This window comes from Atopobium sp. BS2 (assembly GCF_000565075.1).
Taxonomy (GTDB): Bacteria; Actinomycetota; Coriobacteriia; order Coriobacteriales; family Atopobiaceae; genus Lancefieldella.
In genome coordinates this window covers 1-26,116 of record NZ_JDFG01000012.1, presented here as the reverse complement: position 1 = coordinate 26,116, position 26,116 = coordinate 1, and the positions used below count along the sequence as shown (strand labels likewise).

The following is a 26,116-nucleotide window of genomic DNA, read 5'->3' as shown; positions in this document are numbered from 1 at the left end:
CGGTGTAACAGCCGCATCATGTGTTTAGTACGTGCAAACAGTCCACTTTAGGTTAGGAACAACATGTCTGAGGTTACATCCGATATCGAGATTGCTCAATCATCCGAGATGCTTCCCATCTTTGAGGTGGCAAAGCGTGCGGGTATTCCAGAGGACCTTCTGGAGCCTTATGGTCGCTATAAGGCAAAGCTTGATGCACGTGCTCTGGCAGATAAGCCTCTTCGCGGCAAACTTGTGCTGGTAACCGCCATTAACCCAACGCCGGCAGGCGAGGGAAAGACTACTACCTCGGTTGGTCTGGCAGATGCCTTGTCCAGCTTGGGACAGTCTGCCATGTTGGCCCTGAGAGAGCCTTCTTTGGGTCCTGTCTTTGGCGTCAAGGGTGGTGCTGCAGGTGGCGGCTATGCCCAGGTAGTTCCTATGGAGGATATCAACCTTCACTTTACCGGAGACTTCCACGCTATTGGCGCTGCAAACAACCTCTGCGCCGCCATGCTGGATAACCACATCAAGCAGGGTAATAGCCTCAACATTGATCCACGCCGCGTGGTGTGGAAGCGCTGCGTTGATATGAACGATCGCCAGCTCAGAAATGTTGTTGACGGTCTTGGCGGCATTGCTGACGGAATGCCAAGACAAGACGGCTTTGATATTACCGTTGCCTCCGAGGTCATGGCTGTATTTTGCCTTGCTTCCGGCATCAAAGACCTTAAAGAGCGCCTGGGTAGAATGGTTATTGCCTACACTTATGACCGCAAGCCTGTAACCGTTAGCGATATTCACGCAGAGGGCGCTATGACAGCGCTGCTCAAAGATGCTATTCAGCCTAATCTGGTCCAGACACTTGAGCACACACCTGCTCTTGTCCACGGTGGTCCTTTTGCCAACATTGCTCACGGTTGCAATACGGTTGAGGCAACAAAGACTGCTCTTCGTCTTGCTGATTACGTTGTTACCGAGGCTGGTTTTGGTGCAGATCTTGGTGCCGAGAAGTTCTTGGACATCAAATGCAGAGCTACTGGCCTTGCTCCATCGGCTGTTGTTTTGGTGGCAACCGTTCGTGCTCTTAAGTACAACGGAGGCGTTGCCAAAGCAGATCTTAACCAGCAAAACGTTGAGGCGCTTAAAGAGGGCATTCCTAATCTTCTACGTCATGTTGACAACATTCAGACCGTCTACGGTCTTCCTGTAGTTGTTGCTATCAATGCATTCCCAACCGATACCGCAGAAGAACTTGCTCTGGTAGAGGAGGAGTGCAAGAAGCGTGGCGTAAATGTAGTGCTGTCTGAGGTTTGGGCAAAAGGTGGAAAGGGTGGTCAAGCTTTGGCAGAAGAGGTCATGCGCCTCTGTCAGACTGAGTCTAAACTCACCTTTGCATACGATGTCAAAGAGTCTTTGAAGCAGAAAATTACTGACATTGCTACCAAGATTTACCACGCCGATGGTGTTGAATTTGCTCCAAGTGCCGCCAAGCAACTTCAGCAGCTTGAAGAGCTTGGCTTTGGTGAGCTTCCTATTTGTATGGCAAAAACCCAGTACTCATTTACTGATGACCAGACCAAATTGGGTGCTCCAGAAAACTTTAAGATTACTGTGCGAGAAGTTCGTGTTTCTGCAGGTGCTGGCTTTGTGGTCTGCCTTACGGGCTCTATTATGACCATGCCAGGACTTCCAAAGGTTCCTGCTGCAGAGCACATTGATGTTCTTGATGATGGAAGAATTGTGGGTCTTTTCTAATGTCTTATCCCTCTTCACCTGAAGAAGTAGCGTTTACAACCTATAGTGCAGACTCTTATGCTCAACACCTTGCTGCTAAAGAGCCTATTCCTGGTGGCGGTAGTGCTGCCGCTTATGTAGGTGCGCTTGCAGTATCTTTGGCTTCAATGGCCGGTGTCTACGCACAAGGAAAACCTGCCTACGCTCAGCATGAAGATGATCTTGCAAAATATATTGCTCGAGCCAGTGCGCTCCGTCAGGACTTTATGGAGTTGATGGACGAGGACTCTCGTCAGTTTTTGCTGGTGTCAAGTGCGTTTAGCGTGCCCAAGGACAACCCAAAGCGAGCAGAAATTGTTGAAGATGCTCTTAAAGAAGCAGCTCAGCCACCACTAAAGGTTATGAGAAAAGTATGCGAGTCCATTGAGCTTCTTGAAGAGATGCTTATTAAGGGCTCCCGTATGCTTTTATCCGATGTGGGCTGCGGTGCTGCCTTGGCACGTGGCGCTTTGATTGCCGCTTCTCATACGCTGTTTGTAAACACTCGTTCTATGCATGATTCGGCGTACGCTCAAACGCTGCTTGATGAGGCGGATAAGCTTCTGGACACCTATGTATCACGAGCTGACGCCGTAAGTGATGCGGTGAGCGCACAGCTGAGACAGGAGGCATAACATGAGCTTAGAGTCTCTGTCAAAGGAGCTTCGTGGCGCTCCTGTTGCTAAGGCAATAACTGAAAAACTTGCTGCTCAGGTTCAGGAACTTCGTGCACAAGGGGTCACTCCTAAGCTGGTTATTGTTCGCATTGGGCAGAAAAGTGATGACCTTACCTATGAGCGCGCGGCATATACGCGTGCAGAGAAGGTTGGCTTTGAAGTTGAGATCATTGAGCTTCCAGAAGACGCTACGCAAGAGCAGGTAAATGCTGCGTTTGATCAGGTTTCTGCCGACGCATCGGTGCATGGTTGTCTGCCTATGCGTCCTTTTCCCGCTGAAATTGATGAGCATGAAGCGCTCCAGCATCTAGCTCCAGAAAAAGATGTTGATTGTGCGACTGATTCAATGCTGCTCGCAACGCTTTGTGGAACTCCTGGTGCTCTGGGACCTTGTACTGCAGAGGCAGTTCTGGCGCTTCTTGATTTTTACCAGGTGCCCCTTGAGGGAGCGCCTGTTGCAGTTGTTGGTCGCTCAAATGTCATTGGTCGTCCAGTTGCTGCGCTTTTAAGCGCAAGAAACGCCACGGTTACGGTGTGCCACAGCAAAACCAAAGACCTTGCCGCTACGCTTAAGCAGGCAGAGGTTGTGGTTGTGGCTGCAGGTCGTGCGCACCTTATTGGGGCTGACTTCGTAAGAGCTGGTCAGATCATCGTTGACGTAGGCATTAACTGGGATGAAGCAACTCAAAAGCTGGTTGGCGACGTCAATACAGAGCAGGTAGCTCCTCTGGTAAGTGCTTATACTCCTGTTCCTGGCGGTGTGGGTAGCGTGACAACGGCAATTCTTGCTCGCCATGTTGTTGCTGCAGCTCAAAGAACGCTTGCATAAGAGTGAAAGGTAGGTTGCCTCATGGCAGCGGAAAATAACTATAAAGAGCTTGACCAAGAGCGCGTAAAAGCCGCGGTCAAGGAGTTTTTGCTTGCTATTGGTGAGGATCCAGAGCGAGAAGGTCTGCTTGATACACCAGACCGTGTTGCTCGTGCTTGCGTGGAGCTCTTTGGTGGTATGCAGGAAAATCCTGCAGCTCACCTGCGCAAACAGTTCCATGAAGAGGGCAATAAAGAGATGGTTATTGTCCGCGACATTCCTTTCTCGTCTACCTGCGAGCATCACATTTTGCCGTTTGTGGGCAAGGCGCACGTTTGCTACATTCCACAAAATGGTCGTATTACCGGCCTTTCCAAGATTGCTCGCTGCGTCAGTGGATATTCTCGCCGTTTGCAGGTACAGGAGCGCCTTACAGGCCAGATTGCTGATGCTATGGTAGAAGAGCTTGATCCCTTGGGCGTTTTAGTGGTTATGGAGGCTGAGCATACGTGCATGAGTATGCGCGGCATTAGGGCATCGGGCGCTTTGACCACCACATCTGCGGTTCGTGGCATTTTTAAAACTAACGAGAAAACCCGTGCAGAAGCTATGCGTCTGCTCGGCCTATAAGAGGTATGTGCAATGAGTTATTCCGTTCCTTTTTCTGTGCCTGAGTTGAGTTATGAGCAGTCTCTAAAGGTGCTTCACGATACAAAGAAATTTGGCATCCAGCCTTTGCTGGAGAGCGTGGAAGACATGCTCAAAGAGCTGGGTAACCCTGACCTTTGCTTCAAGAGTGTTCAGATTGCAGGTACCAACGGCAAAACGTCTACCTCTAGATACACTGCAGCCCTGCTCAAGGGAGAGGGTCTCAAGACCGCTCTGTACACATCTCCTGAGCTCATCAGCTATACCGAGCGCATGGAGATCAACGGCTCGCCTGTTTCTGAGGCTGCCTTTGCTCACGGTGTCTCTGCAGCTCAGGTAGCGGGGGAGCGCGTCAACGCTCAGCGAGCCGCTTTGGGCGAGCGCCCTTATGACATCACCGAGTTTGACCTGCTTACGGTCGCAGCTCTCGTGGTCTTTGCCGAGGCAGAGATTGACGTCTGTGTGCTTGAGTGTGGCATGGGTGGTAGGTGGGACGCAACAAGCGCTGCGCAAAACATCACCTCCGTTGCCATCACGGGCGTTGGCCTGGACCACACGCGTATCCTAGGCGATACCCTCGAGGCTATTGCTGGCGAGAAGGCCGCCATCATCAAACCTGGTCGTACCTGCGTGCTTGGTGTGGGAACGACAACTCCTCAGAGTGTCCAGGACGTATTCTTGTCCCAGGCGGCTTCCGCGGGCGTTGTCCCAACCCTTCTTGTGGCTGACAAGCCTGAAGACGTTGAAGGAGAGGTTTTTGCTGGTCAGACATCTGACCACCCAGAGTTGCCACACGCTCACTTCTTCATTACCAAAAAACCTAAGAGCATTGGATTTCCGCTAGAGCTTACGGTTGTGACGCCGCGTGCAATCTACGAAGACCTTGCTGCACTTAAACCAAGCTACCAGGCAGCAAATATTGCTCTGGCAACCTGCTTGGCTGAGGATTTTCTGGGTCGTCCGCTTGATGCAGAAAAAGCGTTTTTCTCCACAACTAGGTGTCCTACACCTGGCAGGTTCCAGCTGCTTCAGCCTAAGCCTTTAGTGCTTATCGACGCAGCTCACAACCCCCAGTCAATCGAGACGTTCTTAACTGCTATCCGCTCAATTGAGCCAGAAGTTGCTAATCGACCCATGCTTTTGACTGCAGTTTTTGCAGATAAAGACGTTAAGGGCATCGCAGAACTTCTCGCCAAAGAGTTCCCTGAGGTAGCGGTAACCCAGACGGACAACGATCGCGCCATGGATGCAGATGAGCTTGCTGAGCTGTACAAATCCTGCGGCGCAAACGTGGTAGCGGTCTACAAAAGCGTCCCTGAGGCAGTGGACGCCTTGCGCGAGAAGAGTTTTGTGGCATGTGGAACAATTTCACTTGCTGGCGAGGTTGCTGCACAATTTAGCGATGCTTTGGTAAAATAAATTTATCTGCGACATTTCGCCCATTTTTGAGGCGGTTTGTCGTACGATTTAGGAGAGAACAAAAAGCCAGCAGAAGGGGCTGTCAGATGCAGGAGATTCTTGATCAGATTATTACACCTGAGGTACGTATGGTTATTTACCTCATGGTCATTTGCGTCGTAATGCTTTATATCCTTTCCATCATCTACGTTATTCGCGATGCTCAGCGTCGTGGCGCAGAGCCTTGGTGGATGTGGGCAGTCATTTCTGTTGTTCCTGTTGTTGGCCTGCTTGCTTACGTTATTCTGCGTCCAAGCAGCTACCTCATTGACCGTGAGGAGCAGGACCTTGACATTGCCCTTCGTGAGCACCAGCTGTCTCACTACGGCATTTGCCCTAAGTGCTCCGCACCAATCGACCGCGATTTTATCGTGTGCCCAATCTGCAATACGCAGGTTAGAAACGTTTGCCCAACATGCCATCGTCCACTGAACGCAGACTGGAAGGTTTGCCCTTACTGCCGCACTCGCATTCAATAACGTTTGGTTTTGTTCTTTATGATGGCAATCTGGTGTTTTACAACAGAGACTATGTAGGCGTCTGCTCCTAAGCTCCTGTGTGAGCAGAGTAGGCGCCGTGCCTGTTTCTATGAGTAGCTACCTCTGAGGGGTTTTACATGAAGGTTTTATATAACGACGGCCATGTTGGCGAGATTAACGATGCAGCTGAAGAGCTTGGGGTTATTCGCCACGATGCAGCTCACCTGCTTGCTCAGGCTTTGAAGCGTCTGTACCCACACGCACAGTTTGCCTATGGTCCAGCAACCGAAAACGGTTTCTACTATGACGTTGATCTTGGAGACACTAAGGTTAACGAGGACGATTTCCCAGCTATCGAAGCTGAGATGAAGAAGATTGTCAAAGAGAACCTCAAGATTGAGACGTTTGAACTTCCTCGTGATGAGGCTATTGCCTACATGAAGGAGCGCGGCGAGTCTTACAAGGTTGAGCACATTGGCGATCTTGCTCCTGACGCTCACATCACCTTCTACAAGCAGGGTGAATATGTTGACATGTGCGTTGGCCCTCATATGCTCTACACCAAGGGTGTTAAGGCTTTTAAGCTGACCAGCATTTCTGGTGCGTATTGGAAGGCCAATAAGAACAACAAGATGCTCACCAGAATTTATGGTGTTGCGTTTGGTTCCAAAGATGAACTTGCTCAGTACCTCAAGATGATTGAAGAGGCCGAGAAGCGCGACCACAGAAAGATTGGTCGTGAGATGGAGCTCTTCATGATGTCCGACTTTGGTCCTGGCTCTCCATTCTGGCTTCCAAACGGTATGGCTCTGCGCAACGCCCTGACCGATTACTGGCATGAGATGCAGGCTCGCTTTGGTTACCAGGAGGTTCAGACCCCACTGATCCTCTCGCGTTCCCTTTGGGAGACTTCTGGTCACTGGGACCACTACAAAGAGAATATGTACACCACCACGGTAGATGAAGAGGACTTTGCAATTAAGCCTATGAACTGCCCTGGTGCATGCTTGATTTACAAGTCCAAGCCACGTTCTTATAGGGATCTTCCTATGAAGCTGGCTGAGGCTGGTCTTGATCACCGTTATGAGATGAAGGGCGCTCTGCACGGTTTGTTCCGTGTTCGTGAGTTTACTCAGGACGATGCACACCTCTTTATCCGTCCTGATCAGATTACTGAGCAGGTCACGGATGCGTCTCACCTCATTACCGCTTACTATGCACAGTTTGGCTTCCCATACCGCGTTGAGCTTTCTACGCGCCCAGAGGATTCTATGGGTTCTGATGAGGATTGGGAGCGCGCTGAGCAGGGCCTGCGAGACGCACTTGAGTCTATGGGCATTGAGTACGTTGTCAACGAGGGCGACGGCGCGTTCTACGGTCCAAAGATTGACTTCCATCTGACCGACTGCCTCGGTCGTTCTTGGCAGTGCGGTACCATCCAGCTTGACTTCCAGCTGCCTCACAACTTCCAGCTTGAGTACATTGACTCCGACGGTACCAAGAAGCAGCCAATCATGATTCACCGCGCTGGCTTTGGTTCCTTCGAGCGCTTCATTGGTATTTTGACCGAGAACTACGAAGGCAAGTTCCCGGTCTGGCTGAGCCCATGCCAGGTCAAGGTCCTTCCTGTCTCCGAGAAGTCTCGCCCTTATGCTCATGAGGTTGCCGATAAGCTTGCTGCCGCTGGTATTCGCGTTAAGGTGGACGACCGTGACGAGAAGATCGGCTATAAGATCCGTGAGGCTCGCTCCCTGGATCGCGTTCCTTATATGCTCATCCTTGGTGAGCAGGAGGTTGAGGCAGGAAACATTTCTGTCCGCGACCGCTCCAACGAGACTCACGTTGCAGAGCTTGACGAGTTCATTGCTCAGGTTGTCAAAGAGAATGCTGAGCGCGTTGGTTAATAAGGTTTCGGACAAAGTGCAGGTTATGGGTGGCACCGCGCAGGATGGCGCAGGCGGCACGAAGAGTGTCGGTGCAATCGACGGCGTTACGCAAACCGCAACCGACGTTGTCACGCAAACCGCAACCGACGTTGTCACGCAAACTGCAACTGACGTTGTAGCTGAATACGTAAAAATGACAGGGGCAGGCCGTGCGCGGCTTGTCCCTGTTTCCTATGTAGACGAACTTCTCGCCACACTGGTTTCGGGCGGTGCAACCGTCGTGGAGCCGCTTGCTGGCGTGCCCGTTGAGGTGTGCGACATCAAAGGCAGAGCTGCAGCAGGGGAGCTGCTGGTGGCAGACGTGCGTACGATCGGAGCCGAGTTGAGCCCCGCGTGTCGCTTGGGGGCAGAGCTTACAGTGGCCGAGGACGCTCGGGTGCCGGGATATGTTGTCGTGTGCATGCGAAAGTGCTGCATACCGTGGGTCGCAGAGGCGGTTGAAGCAAAAGCGTGTCCTGCAGAGGACGTGACGATTTCTGCCACGGGAGCGGAAGAGCAGGCGAGTGCACGGGTTTCTCGCCACGCGGCGAGCGACGCGGCGCAGGTGGTTGCCGCGTACCTGGCGTGCCATCCGTGCGTCGAGGCGGTGCGCTATCCGGGTCTCAAGACGGACCCGAGCTTTGCGTGCGCAACATCGCAGCTGGTGGGTGGATTTGGTCCGTATGTGGATTACATGTGGAAAGAATCGCCAGGTGAATGGCATAGATTTACAGCAACTGATGAAGACGCCAGAACGCAGATTATAAATTTTGAGAGACTTGGTTAACGGTAAGTATTTGTTTAGCAGACCTTGGTATAATTTGAATTAATGTTCCTAAATAGAAGGGGATTTTATGGCAAAGAAGGCTACTCAAATTGAGGATGTTGATACTTTGCTCAAGCGCCTCGAAGAGATGCGCGAAGCACAGGCAGAGTTTGCAACATTCACTCAAGAGCAGGTCGATAAGATTTTCTATGAAGCTGCTCTTGCGGCTGAGAAAAATCGTATCCCTCTTGCTCGCATGGCAGTTGAAGAAACTGGCATGGGTGTAATGGAAGATAAGGTTATCAAGAACCATTACGCAGCAGAGTATATTTACAACAAATACAAGGATATGAAGACTTGTGGTGTTGTAGAGGATGATCCAGCTGCAGGTTATCGAGTTGTAGCCGAGCCAATGGGTATCGTAGCTGCAGTTATTCCAACTACTAACCCAACTTCTACCGCAATCTTTAAGACACTTCTTGCTCTGAAGACAAGAAACGCCATTATCATTTCCCCACACCCACGCGCAAAAGAGTGCACCATTGCTGCCGCTCGTATTGTTCGCGATGCTGCCGAGAAGGCCGGCTGCCCCAAGGGTATTATCGACTGGGTACCAGCTCCTACCATTGATATGACTGCAGCAGTCATGAGCAATGCTGACATCATCCTGGCAACCGGTGGTCCAGGTATGGTTAACGCAGCTTACTCTTCTGGTAAGCCAGCTCTGGGCGTTGGACCTGGTAACACTCCTGTTATCATCGACGATACTGCAGACATCAAGCTTGCAGTTAGCTCCATCATCCACTCCAAGACGTTCGATAACGGTATGATTTGCGCTTCCGAGCAGTCCGTTACCGTTCTTGACAGCGTATATGACCAGGTTAAGAAGGAGTTTGCTGATCGCGGCTGCTACTTCCTCCAGGGCAAAGAGCTTGACGCTGTCCGTAAGACCGTCATTGTTAACGGCGCTGTTAACGCAGGTATTGTTGGTAAGTCTGCTCACTTCATTGCAAAGACCGCTGGTGTTGATGTTCCAGAGAAGACCAAGGTTCTTATCGGCGAGGTAACCTCTGTTGAGCCTTCAGAAGAGATGGCTCACGAGAAGCTTTCTCCAGTTCTTGGCATGTATCGTGCAAAGACTTTTGACGAGGCTATTGCTAAGGCTGAGCGTCTTGTTGCTGATGGTGGCTACGGTCACACCAGCTCTCTTTACGTCAACATTAACGAGAAAGAGAAGATTGCTAAGCATCAGGAGGCAATGAAGACCTGCCGTATCCTGATTAATACACCTTCCTCTCAGGGTGGTATTGGAGACCTCTACAACTTCAAGATGGCTCCATCCCTAACCCTTGGCTGCGGCACCTGGGGCGGCAACTCCGTCTCCGGCAATGTTGGCCCACAGCACCTGCTTAACTACAAGTCTGTTGCAGAGAGGCAAGAGAATATGCTTTGGCTTCGTGTACCTGAGAAGGTCTACTTCAAGAGGGGCTGCATGCCTCTTGCTCTCCGTGAGCTCAAAGAGGTCTACAACAAGAAGCGCGTCTTCATTGTCACAGACCAGTTCCTATACAAGAGTGGCTTCACCAAGACCATCGAGGAGACTCTGGATTCCCTGGGCATCGTCCACTCTTCATTCTGGGATGTTGCTCCAGACCCAACACTTCAGTGCGCTCTTGAGGGTGTAGCTCGCATTCGCTCCTTCGAGCCAGACTGCATCATCGCAATCGGCGGCGGTTCTGCTATGGACGCAGGTAAGATTATGTGGTCCATGTACGAGAACCCAGAGGAGAAGTTTGAGGACATGGCAGCGGACTTCTTGGATATCCGCAAGCGTGTCTACAACTATCCTAAGATGGGCAACAAGGCATTCTTCGTTGCTATTCCAACTTCTTCTGGTACTGGTTCCGAGGTAACTCCATTTGCCATCATCACTGATGCTGACAACGGCGTTAAGTACCCACTTGCAGACTACGAGTTGCTGCCTAACATGGCAATTGTTGATACCGACAACATGATGAGCCAGCCTAAGGGCCTGACCTCTGCTTCTGGTATCGACGTTCTTACTCACTGCCTCGAGGCATTTGTCTCTATGATGGCATCTGACTACACAGATGGCATGGCTCTTCGCGGCATGAAGCTGGTCTTTGAGTACTTGCCACGTGCTTATGACAATCCAAACGATGTTGAGGCACGCGATCACATGGCAAATGCTTCCTGCCTGGGTGGTCTTGCATTTGCTAATGCATTCCTCGGTATCAACCACTCTATGGCTCACAAACTGGGCGCTTTCCACCACATTCCACACGGTTGGGCAAACGCAGTTATCCTTACTCGCGTTATGCGCTACAACGCAGCTGAGCGTCCAACAAAGATGGGAACCTTCCCACAATACGATCATCCACACACCCTCGCACGTTACGCTGAGGCAGGCCGTTTCTGCGGCGTTACCGGCAAGGATGACCGTGAGGTCTTTGAGAACTTCGTCAAGAAGATTGAGGAGCTCAAGGCATACATCGGCGTCAAGGAGACCATCAAGGACTACGGCGTAGATGAGAAGTACTTCCTCGATACCCTTGATGAGATGTCCGAGCAGGCATTCGATGACCAGTGCACTGGCGCAAACCCACGCTATCCACTTGTTTCCGAGCTCCGCGAGCTCTACCTGGATGCTTACTACGGTCGCGAGCCAGGCTTCTACGAGGACTAACTCTCGCGTGCGTCACAGTCGCAACCGCTACGTAGCGCATCCACCCCGGAGCGCCCACCACGAAGCGCGTAAAGCACAAAGCAAGAGCCGGTTACCTAAAACCCAGGTAACCGGCTCTTTTGTTGGCTTTCTAAACCTTCTACCTAATCGCCCGAGGGGCAAATTTAATTGGACCTACGATTACAGATTCACAAAACACACCTATGTCACATAATCTGTCAAAAAAGGCTATACATTGCTCCAAAAATGCGTGTTTAGTGCAGAATATCTTCATTTGATGTGCTATTGACATCGAATTTTGCAGATTATCTGACTTTGCTGTGTTGTCACATAGGGCAATTTAGGGATAGTTAAACTTTATATATTAGTTCATTCATAAATCTGTATATTGAGTCAAGTTTATTCATCAAAATGAATTGCTCATGAGAATACTGGCGCAGCGTCTGCTTGATCCGGTACAGATTGCTGTCTCCCAAGTCTTTTTTAATGCTCAGGAACATATTTTGCATTGCCAGCTGATTCCTGTAGATATCCGCATTTACAAAGTACTCTTTAATACTCACTGAGTTCAGTTCGTTAGTTCTTTGATTATCTTTTCTTTGCTGGTAGAAGTCATCATGATACGCACCGTTATATTCGATAGCCACTAAATTTAATCCAGACAAATTTGATTTAGACATCTTCCCGAACAGCAAATCAAGCTTTCGTTCTTTTGCTGGTATCCCTGGGTTTATTTGGTCTTTTATTACATACGATTTATTCAACGCAATTGGCGTTTGATTGAAACCACCTTCACAATATGGGAGAGCAGATCTAATTGCCATCTTTACTTCCATGGGAGAGGCTGCATCAGAAAAGAAAAAGCGCATATTCTTTTGTGTGACATGTAATCCAGGAGAATAAGGTTCAAGCGCATTCAATAGAGACGCAATTTCGTTCGGAGCAACCAACGACGTATCAAATTCGCAGAGCTCACCGTTTGGGAGATGACCATAACTGGCCATCAGTAAATTCGCAAGCACAATCTGATGAAGAGGACTTTTATTCCTAGAGAGTAAGCAAACAGCTAGGGAAGGCGTAACACAATAAATATTCTGCCCCAGATCAATAAGGGAGCCTGCCGGCAAAAGACATTTGAACTGGTGTGATACTCGCGTTTCAGAAAATCTAGTCCTTAAATTGTCTCTGAGTATTTCATGAGTGGTTTTAGACAAGACTATGCCATATTCTTTCTTAAGAAATCGGAGTTTTTCTTCATACACCTCATCTGAACACGCAGAATATGTTGCGCGCAAATCCCTCGTTGTCCGTTGCAAAAGAACATCATCATTTCTGCGTGTCTTAAGTTGTGCGCAGATTTGTAGTGCAGTTTCATGCGAGAAAATAATATCCATCCGCTCCTCCTTAGAATGAGAAACGAATATACCAGCACGATTTTTCAGCAATCTGTCGGTTGTTTGCCAGCCCTTTAACTCGAATCTTCCAAAACAAGAAAAGTCCCCTCATACATGCAGGTAAAAGAGGACTTAGATAAAAACTAAATCAAAGAGTCTATGAAACGTTTCGACCAATCAACATGAAATTCATACGATTGAACGCGCAGAGACTGAACGGCCTTGTAGATCGCGCACACCAGTTAAACGTGCTTGTAGGTAACAAACTTGAAAGCGATGCCTTCCGGAGTCACGCCGCCGTCTTCCTCGTTACAAACTTCCCACGCAGGGTCTTCATCCAGGTTGGGGAAGTATGTGTCCGCGTCAACTACGGTGTCGTGTTTTGTCACGTACGCGTAAGAGCACTTGTCGAGAAGGGTGCGGTAAATCGAAGCTCCACCAATAAGCCAGACCTTCTCGGGAGCTTCATCCTCAACTAAACGAAGTGCTTCCTCTGCCGACGACACAACCTCAACGCCTTCGACCTGGTAATCGGCGTTTCTAGAGATGACGATGTTGCGGCGACCTTTAAGCGGTCCGCCAGGGAAGCTCTCCAGCGTCTTTCTGCCCATGACAACTGTGCAACCGCGCGTATGCTCGACAAAATGCTTCATGTCGGCCTTGTTGGGGATGAGAAGGTCCCCGTCGCATCCGATGCCCCAATCGTGTGTTACAGAAACAATTGCGTTCATGTGGTTCTCCTGGCAAGTATCGTCTTAAATGAAATGATGGTCTTAGCTTGAGCGTCCGCTCGGGCATACCGGCTGTACCGGTCATGTCCGATTGGGCGTGTCTGCCGCGCTAGCCGCGTCTGCGTCAACCGCGTCCGCAGCAGCTGCGTTTAAACAGCGATCGGAATGTTTTTAACCTGAGGACCGTGCTGATAATCTTCGACAATGAGGTCGTCAGTAGTGAAGTTGTAGAAGTTGGTGACATTAGGGTTCAGGCTCACCTTTGGTGCATCAAAGGTTGGGCGAGAAATCAATTCTTTAACAATATCCACGTGACGATCGTAAATGTGAGCGTCGGCAATCATGTGAACCAGCTCGCCAGCTTCCATGCCGCTGACCTGCGCAACCATCATCAACAGGATTGCGTACTGGCAAACATTCCAGTTGTTAGCAGCAAGAATGTCCTGACTACGCTGAACAAGCAACAGGTTAAGCGTTGGCTTGTCTTTGCCTGGCTCCTGAGTAACGTTATAGATTGCGTTGAATGCGCAAGGGTAGAGGTTCATCTCAGAGAGGTCGGCAAAGGTGTACAAGTTGGTCATGATTCGACGGCTGAATGGATTCTCTTTGAGATCCTTGAGCACGCGATCCATCTGGTCATAATCGCCGTCAGCATAGTGAGAAACCTGTCCAACCTGATAACCGTAAGCTTTGCCAATGGAGCCAGACTCATCAGCCCACGAATCCCAGATGTGAGAGTTGAGGTCGTTCACGTTATTGGACTTCTTCTGATAAATCCACAGAACTTCGTCCATGGCGCTCTTGAGCGCAGTGCGGCGAAGCGTCAGCGCAGGAAACTCCTCACGCAAATCATAGCGATTGCAGACGCCAAACTTCTTGATTGTGTATGCAGAGGTACCATCTTCCCAGGTAGGACGGACCTTCTCGCCCTCGGTGGTGGTGCCGTTTTCAATAATGTCGGAACACATATCAATAAAAATGCGATCTGCTTTGCTCATATTCAATCCTTCAAATTACTGTTCAAAATGGAATAAATACCTGCTAGATGCTTATATAGCAAGTCTTATCCAAGTACCTTACCAATTGCTATCAGAATAAGCGCTGTAGGGGTCCCCAAAAAGCGGGCTAGAGGAAGTCTGATTGCTTGCGACACAAGAACGTCCCAATCCCGAGAGCAGCATAATAACTATAAAAAATAGCAAGCCCGCAGGAAAAGGAGAGCCATCAGGCATCTGCGACGGATCGTTTGGGTCAAAATCAGGGCCCTCGTCGCCAAATTCATGTCTGTTGTGCCTGGTATCTTGGTTGTCGTCTTTCTTTGCCATCAATCCTCAATCAAACGCTTATACTTTGATGATACCCGTCGTCGCCCAAGGATTTCATGGCGAGAAACCCCTCTTTTTGTCACTCCACATTCTCTGCAAAGTATTCTGCACACGACAGCTTCTCCACACTTGCAGCTCGCCTGCACCCGCAGCGCTCGCACCCGCAGCGCTCGCGCCCGTGGTTCACGCGTCCGCGGCTCCTACAGGTGCTGCGACGCAAAGATGTCGTTCCAGAACGTGCCAAGTTGCTTAATGAGCTCAATGTCCGCGGGAAGCCACTGCACGTCAAGCAGCTCGTTTTGAGCAAGCCATCGAAGCTCCGAGTGAATCTCTGGATCCGCGACAGGCTCTTCAGACTCACTCAGCGTGCAGATATAACAATCCATATGCAGGTCAAAGGTGGGGTAGGAGTAAGCTACCGTGTCATAGAAAAACGCTGCCTGCACGCTACAGTGCAGCTCTTCCTGAATTTCTCGACGCATCGCCTGCTCTGAGGTTTCTCCAGCCTCAACTTTTCCGCCAGGAAACTCCCAGAAGCCAGCATTATCCGCATCAGCTCTACAAGCGGCAAGAATTTTGTTGTCTTTATAGAAGATAGCTGCAGCTACATTGACTGTTTTGGCCTCGGACATGTTATCCCTCCAGCCTGACTGTTGCAAAAACGGTGGAACTCTCGGCATCTTTGAGCACTACCGAGAAACCCGTCTCATCGGCGTATACCTGGGGAGTAATGGTGTCGCCCAAGCGTGCCTGACTTCTGTATTGAACCACAATGCGGCGCAGCTTGTGAGAATAGCCAAGGGCCACAAGCGTGTCGACAGCCATGAGCACGTACTGAGCATTATTAACGTGCTTGTTTGTATCCAGGTGCTGCTGAGAAACAAGAATAGCTGGACCATCAACGGCGTTTCCCTCAAGTGCAATTTTACGAGGAGTTGGTGGCAAATCTACGCGAGGCTCGCCAGTAATGTAGACGTTCTCGCTTTCTGGAACACGAGCAGCCTTGCCTTCATTGATATCCATCAAATACCAGGTAGAGTCCGCTTTTACGATGGTTGCGCCGTCTGCATCATTAATAACAAACGACCTAGATGCTTGAAGACCCTTCATCTGATACGACCAGGTACCTACGCAGATCTTCTCGCCAAACTGGGGAAGACGGTCAACTTGAATCTGCCACGTTGCCAGAACCCATGCGTATCCCTCGCTGGTCAGTTGCTTAAAGCCGCGGCCAATATCTTCTGAGTGGAACGTCGAGCAATCCTGCAGGTAGTTCATAACGCCTACCAGGGAAAGCTTTCCGGTCTCATCGCACTCGCTATATCTAACTCTACTTTCAATGGTGTACATATAAATCCAAACTCGAAATCAGCGTTTGCTGAGGTATTACAATATGCCGAGAAACCCGTCTAGTTGTCCCATGGGAACGAACCCGGCAAGCGGTCTCTGACTTTTTGCGTGGTATCGTCAAGTTTCTGCTTAGTTACCTGGACTTTTTGCGAAACCTGTTGAGCCTTTTGGGTAGCAATAAGAGTTGCATTCTGGGCCGCCGCATTTGCCTTTTGAGCTGCTGCGTTTGCTTTCTGCGATGCGTTTTGTGCCGCGGCGCTTACTTTCTGCGAAGCATTCTGTGCGGCTTCTTCAACCTTTATTGATGCATCTTGAGCTGCGGCTTCAACTTTGTGATGGGTAGTAGGCCCATTCCAAAGAAGGCTCGCAACTGTGTCCAAAAAATAAAGCGTAACCACAATAAACGCCACAACCGAGACAGTATGCTTGGAGAAAATCATCAAAATATTAAGCATCGTTGGAACGAGCACAAAAACTGAGGTAACAGAAAACGCGCCAAACACCGCGCTGGCCTGGGGACAAATTCGACCATGCAAATTGAACTTAAACATGGAGTAGTCCCACCACTTCTTTTTAAAGCGACGCTCCAAAAAGAGGCCGGTCGAGTACTCAATAACGGTGGCCAAAAATCCGCCAATAAAAAAGACAACAAATGGATTTGAAATCTGGCCAAGTACCAGCCAAACCGCAAGCGCACCAATGCCATAAATGGGGCAGGTAGGACCAAAAAGAAAGCCGCGTTTAGTAAACTCACCCTCAACAACGGAGCAATAAATGGTCTCGTACACCCAACCGCCAAAAGAAATCAGCGCAAAAATTATGACCATCTGAGGCAGATGCTGTACAAAGACCTCAATATTCTTATCGAGTGCAAAAAGTGTACGCAGTGTCTCAGTCATGGTGCTCACGAGAGGTTTCCGTAATCCATGTAGTCGTTAGACTCATCTGACTCACTGTTTGTTGTGCCCTGAAAATCGCTTTCAGGTGTCGAGAAACCCGTTGGGCGGAATCCCTCTTTTTTGTATGGATTGCCTGTTAGTGTTTCTGCAGTTGAACAAGCTTTATCGCAGGTTGTTACAATCCAAGCCTCTTTGGTATGAGGTGGAATAGGAACCAGAGGAAACATGTGATGCAAGATGATGTCTTCCTCAACAGGGGTTAAATCAGGGAAATCCTCGCGGGCATTATCAAGTGCATGGCGAGGGTGCGTAAATCCGTGCCAGTTGTCTGGCGCGGCCTCGTGATCGTGCCAATCGTAGAGGTAGTAGTCATGAAGAAGCGCGCCACGTACAAGGGCATGCTCGTCAACTTTGATGCCAGCGTTCATGGCAAAGGCAAGGCTGCTATAAGCAACCGCAATAACGTGGTCGAGCGTGCTGGTAGTTCCATGTTGTGTAAAAGTTGCAAGCTGATAGAGTCTTCCGGACTTCAGAATAGGAGTCGAAAGCTCATCGAACCTCTCGCGAATTTTAGAAACGTCAACCAAAAAATATCCCATCAACTGTGCGCACACATCAGAAATTTGCGTGCGTACCTTAGCAATGTATCTATAAAAGATTAGTTAATCTGACGGTTACGTGCAATCTTTTTGGCTGAATGTTACGAAAACGAAAGAAAAGAAAACGCAAGCTTTGGCGGTGCCTATTGTGCTGTTTAACTGCTCTTATGCTTTCTTACTGTAAGGGCTCATGTAGTCCACTACTACGTTTACCGCGCCAGGAAGACACCTAGCAGAATAGGCGTATATGTCGTGGCAGGTGACCTCGCCATTTACTTCCAGTGGCATAGGTGCTGTTGATTCAACGGTAATTTCTTTGCCGCTAAAGCTATTGAGGTAGGGCCTACCAAGCGAGTCTCCCGTGCGATCAAAGAAACCAGAAAGCAGTGGGCGTACCAGTTTTGCAGTCATGTGAGTCTCAATGACAATAACCTCAAGCAAACCGTCATTCATACGATTACCAGGGGCTAATTCAATTCCTGCTTGCATCATGGAGCTGTTTGCAATAAGGCAGCCAATGCCCTGAAGCTCATGTACTTTGCCGTCAACGGTAATTTTGAAGTCGTGAACTGGCGGCATAAGGTTGGCTAGGGCCGCAGTAAAGTATGCGGCTTCTCCAAAGGTTTGTTTGTGGGGTATAGCTGAACGCATAATTTCTGCGTCAAGGCCTGTACCGGCCATTAAAGGAACTCCAGCTACATGGGTTTCTCCCGACACTGTGGTCCAGGTAATCTCACCCAGATCAAGCTGTGCGGTCTGAAGGTTTCTGCAGGCCAGCGCCAGTGCGTTAGGTTCAGGAGCGTTTCCAATATTTGCAGCTAGAAGATTAGCGGTTCCAGAAGGGAAGACAAGAATAGGTGTCTGGCATCCTCTAAGGCCGTAGAGCAGGCTAGATACGGTTCCATCTCCGCCCGAGAGCACCACTACGTCAAAATCTTCAGGCTGAACAGAACTCAGAACCTCATCTGTGCGCCAATGGCTTTCAACTAGCTTTACCAGGCATTCGTCGCCGCTTTTCAAAAGAGCGCGCTCAAATTCAAAGATTGCGTCAGAGCTAAAACCCGAGCAAGGATTGTGAATGATGAGGGTTCTCATATATCCTCCGAAGATTTGCGACAAGCTGGTATATCATTTTGATACGTATGAGTGTATCGCTTTACGTTAGGTACTTAATCGGCAATTGGATGGACGCATTGTATATAGCAACCTCAGAAGAACTTTCCGCATTTTGTGAGCGAGCAAAGACTTCGCATATCCTTGCAGTTGATACGGAGTTTCTTCGCGAGAAAACCTACTTCCCCAAGCTTTGCCTGGTACAGGTTTCCACAGGTTCAGAGATTGCTGCGATTGATCCGTTACTTATTGATGACCTAACTCCGCTTAAAGAGCTCCTGGAAAATCCGCAGATTGTTAAGATTTTCCACGCGTGCTCACAAGACCTTGAAGTCTTGCTAGAAAAAATGGATTGCGCGTGCGCTCCTGTATTTGATACGCAGGTAGCAGCTGCATTTTTAGGCATGCGTCAGCAGGTGAGCTACGCCGGGTTGGTAGAAAATTTTGCTAACGTTAAGCTTGCTAAAGCAGAGTCTTTAACAGACTGGTCAAAGCGACCGCTTGATAAAGAACAGCTGGTATATGCCGAGGATGACGTCAGATATCTTCCTGCAATTTATCATCAGATGATCGAGAAACTCATCAAGCTTGACCGTTTAAGCTGGGTAAAGCCAGAGATGGACCAGCACACCAATATTGAGCAGTATCGTCGAGACCCCTATCAGGCGTATCTTCGTTTGAAGCGTTCTGGCTCGCTTACACGCAGACAGCTTGCCATTGCTCGAGAGGTTTGTGCTTGGCGAGAAGATACTGCGGCTAAAAGAGATGTTCCACGTAAATGGGTGCTTTCCGATGAACTTATTATTGAGATTTGTCGTCGTGTGCCTACAACACCTGATAGACTACGCAAAATTCGCGGTACCGAGCAGATTTCTCAAGGTGGGGTAGTGCATCTTTTGGATGCAATCAAACGTGGTCAAAAGACTCCCGCTGATCAGTGTCCAAAAATTGAGCATCATGCTCATCCTTCAGCTGGTTCTGAAGGTGTTGTTGAGCTTATGTATGCTCTTATCAGGATTGTCTCAGAAAAAGAAGGAATTGCATCTCCTTTGATTGCCAATAAAGACGATCTTACTGATCTGCTTTTGGACAAGGTTGATGCAAGACTTAAAACTGGATGGCGCTATCAATTAGTGGGCAAGCAGCTTGTTGGACTACTCAATGGCGAGGTAGGACTTACCGTCAAAAATGGTCGAGTAGAGCTGTTGTAATTGAGGCGCTTTAATCTAAGGCAAGTGTGGTTGCTCATTCAAATCTGACTTTTTGTCCGGTGAGTTGGGTATACTCATCTTTATACATAGATAGGAGAAAAATATGTATTACTCTGGTGCGTTTATCCCATACGTTGTTCTAGTAGTTGCCTCGTTGGTGCTCGGATTGGGCACTCAGTGGTACATCAAGCATGAATTTAAAAAGTATTCTTTAGTTCCTTCAGGGTTTAATGCCACCGGCGCTTCTGTTGCTCGCGCCATGATGGACACAAATGGAGCAGCTAATGTTGGTATCAAGAGGATTTCTGGTGAACTTACCGATAACTATGATCCACGTGACAATTGCCTGCACCTCTCTGATGCAAACTTCTCAGAGGGCAGCGTAGCTTCTGTTGCTGTTTCTTGTCACGAGGCAGGCCATGCAGTTCAGACAGCCAAAATGTATATGCCATCTCGCGTTCGTTCCGCTCTTGTTCCTGTTGTTAATTTGGCATCTGCAGCGTGGATTTATGTCTTTCTTGCTGGTGTCTTGCTCAATGTTTCAGGCATGACTGTGCTTGCAATTTGGCTCTATGCATTTACCTTCTTGTTCCATATAGTTACGCTTCCTGTAGAGATTGATGCCTCAAGGCGTGGATTGGCCTTTTTGAAGGCAAACGCTCCCGCAGGCTTTGACTACAATGGCTCTAAAAAGGTACTAATTGCTGCTGCTCTTACTTATGTAGCTGCTGCAATGGTTTCTGCACTTCAGCTTTTATATCTACTTGGTTCTTCTAGAAACAGGAACTAGTAATGGATCAGATTCAAGAGAAAGAAGATTCTGTTCTTTCAGTATCTGATGCAGTGCTCTTTGCAAAAAATGAAGTTGCTTCAATGCCATCTATGACGGTAGTGGGAGAGGTTTCTGGATTTAGAGGACCAAACTACAAATCTGGTCATTGCTACTTTGACGTAAAAGACCCTGTTAGCTCTATGGCGGTTATCGTCTGGTCAAAGATTTATGCTGCTAGCGGCATTACGCTGCAAGACGGTATGAAGATTCAGATGACAGGAAAGTTTGATATTTACGCTTCAAGCGGCAAGCTTTCTTTTCATGCTCGCACTATTCAGATTGCCGGAGAAGGAGACCTTCGTCAAAAGGTTGCCCAGCTTGCTAAAAAGCTAGAAAAAGAGGGTCTTACTGATATTTCCAGAAAGCGCTACATTCCAGAGTTCTGTACACGCATTGGTGTAGTTACGTCACTTTCTGGCAGCGTCATTGATGACGTTAAGCGTACGCTTGCGCGTAGAAACCCTCTAGTAGAGCTTGAAGTGTCTGGCTGCGCTGTTCAGGGTACTCATGCACCCGCAACTATCATTAGGGCGCTTCAGGTGGCCGCAACTACACGTCCAGATGCAATCTTGCTGGTGCGTGGTGGAGGCTCATTTGAAGACCTTATGTGCTTCAACGACGAGGGAGTGGCGCGTGCTATCGCAGCGTGTCCTGTACCTGTTATTACAGGTATTGGCCATGAGCCAGATACCACCATTGCAGATATGGTTTCTGATAGAAGAACTTCAACGCCAACAGCTGCTGCAGAGTCTGTGGCGCCCGCTATTAGTGAGCTACAAACTACGTTTAACAACAGAATTTCTCGCCTTGGAAACGCAACAAGAAAGATTTTGCAGTTCTATAAGACGGATCTAACTACTGTTGCACAGCGTTCCAACTTGGCAATGAGAAATGCCCTATCAAGTAAAAAATTCCAGCTAGAGAAGCTGTCTGATCGTCCGTGTCTAAAAGATCCTGCTTATATTATTTCTACGAGAACGGAAGATCTTAATCAGACAGAGCAAAGATTAATGGATGCTCTACCAGCGCTTCTTTTAAGAAAAAAAGAGATGCTTTCTGTTGAGTCGCAAAGACTTACCAGAGCTAGTGCAGCCATGCTTCATCCATATGAGGCTTCTCTTTCTTCGCTTGCAGGAAAACTAGATGCACTTTCTCCTTTAAAGGTTCTTACAAGGGGATATGCATATGTCCAAGATGAAAAGGGGTCTGTCATTAAAACGGCCAAAGATGCCTCGGTTGGAGATTCATTGCTGGTCAAAATGACGGATGGAACAATTAAGGCAACTGTTTCTGATATTGAGCTTTCATAGATAAGGGGAACAACATGGATACTAAGAAGACTGAAGAGCTGACTTTTAAAGATGCTTCTATTGAGCTTGAGCAGATTGTTCGTAAGCTTGAGGGCACAGATTTGGAGCTCGAGGAGTCTTTGGCTCTGTATGCTCGTGGCGTTGAGCTGGTAAAGGATCTTCGTGGAAGGCTTGATACTGCAGAGCAGAAGGTTAAGGTTCTGCTTGATGAGTCCCAGGCAGGAGCTGCAATTACTGATACAACCGCAGCGCCTTCTACTGCATATTTAGACGAGTAAAGGAGAGGTTATGTCTGATTGTATTTTTTGTAAGCTTGCTAACAAAGAAATCCCTACAGAGTTTCTCTATGAGGATGAAAACGTTGTAGCTTTTAATGACCTAAATCCTATTACTCCTGTTCACGTTCTTGTTGTACCAAAGAACCACTACGACAACATCATTGATGGTATTCCTGCTGCAACCCTTGAGAGTGTTACTAAGGCTATAGCTGCGGTAGTAGAAAAGACAGGAATTAAGGAGACTGGATTCCGCGTTGTTACCAATACCGGAAAGCATGGTGGCCAGTCAGTCAATCACGTCCACTTCCACGTTTTAGGTGGCAAGCAGTTGAATGATTCTATGGGCGGAAAATAAAAATATTCAAGTTTTTTGCTCGTCTATTTAACTCCGGGGTATCTTGGGGTTTATGATGTCATGCGGTTATGTTTATTTGAAGTAGGAGAGTAAGACCTAATAGTCTGCACTGCTTCACGGAAAGAGGAGTCACATGAACGTACTGGTTATCAACGCAGGTAGCTCATCTCTTAAGTATCAGCTTCTTGACGTTGACACCCGCGAGGTTTACGCAAAAGGAAACTGCGAGCGTATCGGTATCGAAGGTTCTTTTGTTGGTCACGAGGAGCTTGGTGGAGAGAAGCAGAAGCTTGAGGTTGCTCTTCCTGATCACAAGACTGCTATTAAGCATGTCTTTGACATCCTTAAGACTATTGATAAGCCAATCGATGGCATTGGTCACCGTGTTGTTCAGGGTGGTTGGTACTTCCCAGAGTCTGCTGTTGTAGACGATAAGGTCTTGGCTCAGGTTCGTGAGGTTGCTCCACTTGCTCCTCTTCATAACTATGCTGAGGCCGATGTTATTGAGATTTGCCGTGAGCTCTTCCCAGAGGTTGGCAATGTAATCGTTTGCGATACTTCTTTCCACTTCAATATGCCAGAGAAGGCACATCGCTATGCTCTTCCTCGCGATGTTGTTGATAAATACCACGTCCGCAAGTACGGCGCTCACGGTACTTCTCACCGCTACATTTGGCGTGCAACCAATGAGTTTACCAACGGTCAGACTCACAAGCTGGTTAGCTGCCACCTTGGTTCTGGTGCTTCTCTATCCGCTATTGAGGATGGTCGCGATCTTGAGACCACCATGGGCCTTACTCCACTTGATGGCCTTATCATGGGCACTCGCTGCGGCACTATTGACCCAGCTACCGTTTTCTATCTCTCTCGCGTTGGCGGCTACTCCATCGATGAGATTGACACTATGATGAACAAGCAGTCTGGTCTTCTCGCTCTGTCTGGTCACTCCGATTCTCGTGATATTGAGGATGGCGCTCATGCTGGCGATAAGAACTGCCAGCTTGCACTTGAGATGTTCTACTACCGTACGTCTCAGCTCATCATGGAGATGGCTCAGGCTATGCACGGCTTTGATACCATGGCATTCTCTGCTGGTATTGGTGAGAATTCCGATGAGATGCGTCTTGGCGTTGTCAAAGAGCTTGAGTGGATGGGTGTCAAGATTGATGAGGAGAAGAACAAGGTTCGCTCCGGCGAAATCCGTGACATCTCTGCTCCAGATTCAAAGGTACGCGTCCTGGTTGTACCTACCAACGAAGAGTACATGATCGCTCTTGACGTTCAGGAGCTTCTGGGTAAGTAAGTTTTGCTTACAATCCAAACAATTTATTAACTCCCGCACGCTGTGCGGGAGTTTTTTTATGAAGATATAGATAGTTCTTTGATATTAGTACTTTAGAACTTTATATTATTAAGTAGGTAATTAGAGTTTCAAAGAAATCTTATTGTTTTGTACAGCTATTTGTGTGCAGATAAATTAATCTTTGAACTATTCGTGAGGAGCATCATGCAGTCTAAGGGTTTAGTTAGCAGGTCTTTGAGCTTTGCAGTTATGTTCGTGCTCACTGTATTTGCTGCGCTCACTGTATTCAACACAAAGGCACAAGCTGTTGAGTACACACCAACTATTTCAAACGCTAGCTATACAACATTAGTTGGTAGTAACGTGCGTGTAAATTTTGATTATGCTCTCAACAATGGTGCTCCTGCACAACCAGGTGATACCTTTACTATTACGCTTCCTCCAGAGCTAGAGAATAATACTCCAGCTCCTTTTGAGGTTATGGGTGTAGATGCAAACGGAAATAGTATTTCTGTTGGTACGGCAACTCCTACCAGTAACCCTAATACCATGACTGTTACCTTCAATAACAATATTGCGGGTCTTCTTAACGTTCATGGCCAGATGTCTTTCTCGCTCAATTGGTCAAGCGCAATTGCACAGAGAGGCAATGGCAGCACTACGCTCAATATTGGTAACACCAGCCTTAACATGACGTATGGCGGTTCTATTGCTGCAATGGATACTGCAATTACTAAGTACAACAGAACTGGTGCAACTGCAGAGACAACTTATACACTTCCTTCTGGTGCAACTATTACAACTGGAAATGATTATTACGTTACCAGCTGGGTTGTTAACCTAACTCCATCTGATATCACCCAGGTTGGTCTGCTTAATGCCACCGTTAAGGATCAGATTGTCAATCCTTATACTGTTGATGCATCAAAGCTTACTGGTACTGGCGTTAATCCTTCAGATGAGCTTGCTGGTCCATATCTTAAGCACTCTTTTGTTCTCCACCTTGTTAACGGTGCTGTTCAGACTCTCTCTGCAGATCAGATCCTTCCTGCAATTACCTTTACCCCTAATGGTTACACTCTTGACTTTGCTCGACTCAATGATCAGGTTAATTTTGCTGGTTTCCAACCACTTATCCAGGATTGCTGGCTTGAGTACAAGACCATTGTTCCAGCAAACGTTACCCAGGTAGACAATAGAGCAACTCTTGATTTTGATGGCAACACCGATAACTTCACTCGTGAAGGTTGGTGGATTAATCCTCGCGGTGCCGGTACTGCAACTGGCGAGCAGCAGGTAAGCGTTTCTGTGTCTAAGGTTTGGGATGACCAGAATAACGTTGACGGCACTCGTCCTACTTCAGTTACCGTACACCTTTATGCAGACGGCGTAGATACTGGTAAGAGTGAGGTTCTCTCTGACGCAAATGGCTGGACTGCAACATTTAGTAACCTCGATAAGAATCAGGCTGGCACTACAACAGCTATTACGTACACCGTTGTTGAGGACGAGGTTGAGGGTTATACGGCTGAGGTAACAGGTGATGTTACCAGTGGCTTTACTATTACTAATACTCACATTCCTCCAACTCCAACCACTCCACCTTCAGAGACTCCTAAGAAGCCAAAGCAGCCAAAGAAGAAGGAGCCTAAGCTTCCTTCAACTGGTGATGCTTCCTTTGCTGCAGCGTCTGTAGCAGCTGCGTCTTCTGTTCTTATTGCAGCTGGTGTTCTTGGTAAGAGGCGCGCTCAGTAACGCACGCTACAACAACGTAAGTTAAACGTAAAAGAGCCTGTGAGATTTATTCTGAACTGCCTTCCATTTCTTGGACATAAGAAATGGGAGGCAGTTCATATGCAGGTGATTATGATTCTGCAGCGTGTTAGCGTCGGCTTTTAGGCCTGGCGCACAAAATAGCGCAGCTTTGGTAGGTTCTGCTAAAGAATTGACATGTTCCTAATCAAGATAGCCAGGCAGCTAGGCGGTTGCACTACCTGATATGCATCTCTATGCATAAACTTCATCTAATATGCTTATACATGAATAGACTTATATAAGAAATTTAACTATAGATAAATTCCGCACCTAAGGAACACACTTAAGTCAGATATTCTGCTCAATTGCGGGCATTTTACACATCTAATGACGATAATCTGCATGTTTTAGATATTTTCAGCGTCATGTATACGTCTT

The 26,116-nt window shown here is 48.2% G+C and carries 25 protein-coding genes; 16 read left to right on the top strand and 9 right to left on the bottom strand.

All coding sequences use genetic code 11. From position 1 onward, the window contains the following. Positions 1 to 63: 63 nt before the first annotated feature. The 9 genes from HMPREF1492_RS01000 to adhE all read left to right on the top strand — a co-directional run bounded on the left by HMPREF1492_RS01000 (position 64) and on the right by adhE (position 11,223). Positions 64 to 1,737: a formate--tetrahydrofolate ligase gene (locus tag HMPREF1492_RS01000; protein WP_035435042.1), complete on the top strand. Its 1,674-nt coding sequence runs from the start codon at positions 64 to 66 to the stop codon at positions 1,735 to 1,737. Next, entirely contained in the window at positions 1,737 to 2,390 is a 654-nt protein-coding gene (locus HMPREF1492_RS00995) for a cyclodeaminase/cyclohydrolase family protein (protein WP_035435041.1), read from the top strand. Before HMPREF1492_RS01000 ends, HMPREF1492_RS00995 begins: the two co-directional genes overlap by 1 nt. A gap of 1 nt (position 2,391) precedes the next feature. After that, positions 2,392 to 3,261, top strand: coding sequence for a bifunctional 5,10-methylenetetrahydrofolate dehydrogenase/5,10-methenyltetrahydrofolate cyclohydrolase (locus HMPREF1492_RS00990; protein WP_198014325.1), 870 nt, complete (start codon positions 2,392 to 2,394; stop codon positions 3,259 to 3,261). A gap of 21 nt (positions 3,262 to 3,282) precedes the next feature. Further along, positions 3,283 to 3,870 (top strand): GTP cyclohydrolase I FolE, encoded by a 588-nt coding sequence (gene folE, locus HMPREF1492_RS00985; RefSeq protein ID WP_035435038.1) that lies wholly within the window; start codon positions 3,283 to 3,285, stop codon positions 3,868 to 3,870. Between the two features lie 12 nt (positions 3,871 to 3,882). Then, positions 3,883 to 5,307, top strand: a complete 1,425-nt coding sequence (locus HMPREF1492_RS00980; protein WP_035435036.1) for a bifunctional folylpolyglutamate synthase/dihydrofolate synthase — start codon at positions 3,883 to 3,885, stop codon at positions 5,305 to 5,307. An 86-nt stretch (positions 5,308 to 5,393) separates the two neighbouring features. Continuing rightward, the gene (locus HMPREF1492_RS00975; RefSeq protein WP_012808713.1) at positions 5,394 to 5,825 is read left to right on the top strand and encodes a zinc ribbon domain-containing protein; all 432 of its coding nucleotides are present in this window, start codon (positions 5,394 to 5,396) and stop codon (positions 5,823 to 5,825) included. Between the two features lie 137 nt (positions 5,826 to 5,962). Next, the gene (gene thrS / locus HMPREF1492_RS00970) at positions 5,963 to 7,729 is read left to right on the top strand and encodes a threonine--tRNA ligase (RefSeq protein WP_035435034.1); all 1,767 of its coding nucleotides are present in this window, start codon (positions 5,963 to 5,965) and stop codon (positions 7,727 to 7,729) included. 16 nt (positions 7,730 to 7,745) lie between these two features. Then, positions 7,746 to 8,537 (top strand): PLP-dependent transferase, encoded by a 792-nt coding sequence (locus HMPREF1492_RS00965; protein ID WP_353573409.1) that lies wholly within the window; start codon positions 7,746 to 7,748, stop codon positions 8,535 to 8,537. A gap of 67 nt (positions 8,538 to 8,604) precedes the next feature. Next, positions 8,605 to 11,223 carry a bifunctional acetaldehyde-CoA/alcohol dehydrogenase gene (gene adhE, locus HMPREF1492_RS00960; RefSeq protein WP_035435032.1) on the top strand — a complete coding sequence of 873 codons (2,619 nt, stop codon included), beginning with the start codon at positions 8,605 to 8,607 and terminating at the stop codon, positions 11,221 to 11,223. A gap of 350 nt (positions 11,224 to 11,573) precedes the next feature. Here adhE and HMPREF1492_RS00955 read toward each other — a convergent pair whose 3' ends face one another. The 9 genes from HMPREF1492_RS00955 to HMPREF1492_RS00915 all read right to left on the bottom strand — a co-directional run bounded on the left by HMPREF1492_RS00955 (position 11,574) and on the right by HMPREF1492_RS00915 (position 18,616). Continuing rightward, on the bottom strand, positions 11,574 to 12,617 hold the full coding sequence (locus tag HMPREF1492_RS00955; RefSeq protein WP_035435030.1) for a putative endonuclease domain-containing protein: 1,044 nt from the start codon (positions 12,615 to 12,617) through the stop codon (positions 11,574 to 11,576). 242 nt (positions 12,618 to 12,859) lie between these two features. After that, the gene (locus tag HMPREF1492_RS00950; RefSeq protein ID WP_035435027.1) at positions 12,860 to 13,348 is read right to left on the bottom strand and encodes a dihydrofolate reductase; all 489 of its coding nucleotides are present in this window, start codon (positions 13,346 to 13,348) and stop codon (positions 12,860 to 12,862) included. A gap of 149 nt (positions 13,349 to 13,497) precedes the next feature. Then, positions 13,498 to 14,346, bottom strand: a complete 849-nt coding sequence (gene thyA / locus HMPREF1492_RS00945; RefSeq protein WP_035435026.1) for a thymidylate synthase — start codon at positions 14,344 to 14,346, stop codon at positions 13,498 to 13,500. A 78-nt stretch (positions 14,347 to 14,424) separates the two neighbouring features. After that, the gene (locus HMPREF1492_RS00940) at positions 14,425 to 14,673 is read right to left on the bottom strand and encodes a hypothetical protein (protein ID WP_035435024.1); all 249 of its coding nucleotides are present in this window, start codon (positions 14,671 to 14,673) and stop codon (positions 14,425 to 14,427) included. Between the two features lie 200 nt (positions 14,674 to 14,873). Further along, positions 14,874 to 15,305, bottom strand: a complete 432-nt coding sequence (locus tag HMPREF1492_RS00935; RefSeq protein WP_035435022.1) for a (deoxy)nucleoside triphosphate pyrophosphohydrolase — start codon at positions 15,303 to 15,305, stop codon at positions 14,874 to 14,876. Position 15,306: 1 nt separating this feature from the next. Next, positions 15,307 to 16,023, bottom strand: coding sequence for an acyl-[acyl-carrier-protein] thioesterase (locus HMPREF1492_RS00930; RefSeq protein ID WP_035435019.1), 717 nt, complete (start codon positions 16,021 to 16,023; stop codon positions 15,307 to 15,309). 59 nt (positions 16,024 to 16,082) lie between these two features. Then, positions 16,083 to 16,922 carry a putative ABC transporter permease gene (locus HMPREF1492_RS07165; RefSeq protein WP_232215585.1) on the bottom strand — a complete coding sequence of 280 codons (840 nt, stop codon included), beginning with the start codon at positions 16,920 to 16,922 and terminating at the stop codon, positions 16,083 to 16,085. A 5-nt stretch (positions 16,923 to 16,927) separates the two neighbouring features. Continuing rightward, entirely contained in the window at positions 16,928 to 17,509 is a 582-nt protein-coding gene (locus HMPREF1492_RS00920) for an HD domain-containing protein (RefSeq protein ID WP_232215578.1), read from the bottom strand. Between the two features lie 177 nt (positions 17,510 to 17,686). Further along, on the bottom strand, positions 17,687 to 18,616 hold the full coding sequence (locus tag HMPREF1492_RS00915; protein WP_035435013.1) for a diacylglycerol/lipid kinase family protein: 930 nt from the start codon (positions 18,614 to 18,616) through the stop codon (positions 17,687 to 17,689). 89 nt (positions 18,617 to 18,705) lie between these two features. Between HMPREF1492_RS00915 and rnd the strand changes: the two genes are divergently transcribed. From rnd to HMPREF1492_RS07160, 7 genes are all read left to right on the top strand, one after another. After that, positions 18,706 to 19,845: a ribonuclease D gene (gene rnd, locus HMPREF1492_RS00910; protein ID WP_198014324.1), complete on the top strand. Its 1,140-nt coding sequence runs from the start codon at positions 18,706 to 18,708 to the stop codon at positions 19,843 to 19,845. Between the two features lie 103 nt (positions 19,846 to 19,948). Then, positions 19,949 to 20,635: a zinc metallopeptidase gene (locus tag HMPREF1492_RS00905; protein ID WP_035435010.1), complete on the top strand. Its 687-nt coding sequence runs from the start codon at positions 19,949 to 19,951 to the stop codon at positions 20,633 to 20,635. Between the two features lie 2 nt (positions 20,636 to 20,637). Beyond that, on the top strand, positions 20,638 to 21,987 hold the full coding sequence (gene xseA / locus HMPREF1492_RS00900; RefSeq protein ID WP_035435008.1) for an exodeoxyribonuclease VII large subunit: 1,350 nt from the start codon (positions 20,638 to 20,640) through the stop codon (positions 21,985 to 21,987). A gap of 14 nt (positions 21,988 to 22,001) precedes the next feature. Next, complete coding sequence (gene xseB / locus HMPREF1492_RS00895; RefSeq protein WP_035428758.1) at positions 22,002 to 22,265, top strand: exodeoxyribonuclease VII small subunit; 264 nt, start codon at positions 22,002 to 22,004, stop codon at positions 22,263 to 22,265. A 10-nt stretch (positions 22,266 to 22,275) separates the two neighbouring features. After that, a complete protein-coding gene (locus tag HMPREF1492_RS00890) occupies positions 22,276 to 22,620 on the top strand; it encodes a histidine triad nucleotide-binding protein (RefSeq protein WP_035428759.1) in 345 nt (114 codons plus the stop codon). 133 nt (positions 22,621 to 22,753) lie between these two features. Next, positions 22,754 to 23,923 carry an acetate/propionate family kinase gene (locus HMPREF1492_RS00885; protein ID WP_035435007.1) on the top strand — a complete coding sequence of 390 codons (1,170 nt, stop codon included), beginning with the start codon at positions 22,754 to 22,756 and terminating at the stop codon, positions 23,921 to 23,923. 204 nt (positions 23,924 to 24,127) lie between these two features. After that, the gene (locus HMPREF1492_RS07160) at positions 24,128 to 25,678 is read left to right on the top strand and encodes a Cna B-type domain-containing protein (protein ID WP_051479328.1); all 1,551 of its coding nucleotides are present in this window, start codon (positions 24,128 to 24,130) and stop codon (positions 25,676 to 25,678) included. Positions 25,679 to 26,116 lie beyond the last annotated feature (438 nt).